Raw genomic sequence first — 965 nt, 5'->3', positions numbered from 1 at the left:
CCGGTGCCCGTGACGGCGACGGAGGTGGTGTTGCCGACCGCGTCGTAGGAGTAGTTCGTCTTGCTGTCGTCCGGGCTCTCGAACGTGCCGGGCACGTCCATGCCCGCCTTCGTCAGCCATCCCGTCATCTGGGCGGTCGCGCCGCTGGGCAGGGTCGTGGAGGTCGGGTTGTTGCGTGAATCCCACCCGTAGGTCGTCGTGTTCCCGGCCGTGGAGCCCGAGCCCATGGCGTCGACGGCGGTGGTGGCCATGTGGGCCTGGTAGGTGGTGGAGCGGGAGTGGGTCAGCGGGTCGGTGACCTTGCTGACTTCCCCGTCGCCGTTGTGCACGTACTTCGTGGCGTCGCCCTCGGGGTCGGTGACCGTCGTGGTCCCCGCGGCCGTGGCCGAGGACGCGGAGTAGGTGTAGGTCCAGGTGGGGCCGGTGCTGCCGCCCTCGGTGGAGGCCCTGGTCATGGAGGTGACCCGGTTGGCGCTGTCGTAGGTGAAGCGGGTGACACGGTTCTCCTGGGTGGTGACGGACTCGATGCGGTCCGAGGAGTCGTAGTCGTAGGTGACGGTGGCCAGGTTGGTGTCGGTGACCTTGTGGACGCGGTCTTGGTCGTCGAGGTGGTAGGAGACCTGGCGGCCGGTGTGGTCGGTGGCGTGCCACCAGCCGCCGCCGTCGTTGGTGACGTCCACCCACCGCCCCGACCGGCTCTCGGTGATCTTGAATCCGGCGCCCTGCCCGTGTGACGCGACCGTGATCACGCCCCCGTTGCGGTCGGTGACCTTCGTCAGCGCACCGGACGAGGTGTAGGTGTCCTTCGCTCCGGACTTGCGGTCGGTCAGCGTGTAGGTGCCGTCGCTGTTCTTCACCAGGTCCCGCGAATACCCGTCCGGCGTAGTGAACGACCCGTCGCTCTTCTTCTTGAACGACACCGTCGCACCGGTGGAGTCGTACCACTCGACCTCGTCGGTGAAGAA

The 965-nt window shown here is 67.8% G+C and carries 1 protein-coding gene; it reads right to left on the bottom strand.

Going from position 1 to position 965, the window contains the following annotated elements; genetic code table 11:
• Window positions 1-965, bottom strand: a 965-nt coding sequence (locus E6R18_RS33850; protein WP_168712515.1) for an RHS repeat domain-containing protein, incomplete at both ends; no start/stop codon positions are given.

This window comes from Streptomyces sp. A1277 (assembly GCF_004795015.1).
Taxonomy (GTDB): Bacteria; Actinomycetota; Actinomycetes; order Streptomycetales; family Streptomycetaceae; genus Streptomyces.
The sequence above is the reverse complement of the archived record's forward strand: the minus strand, read 5'-3'. Positions and strand labels throughout refer to the sequence as shown.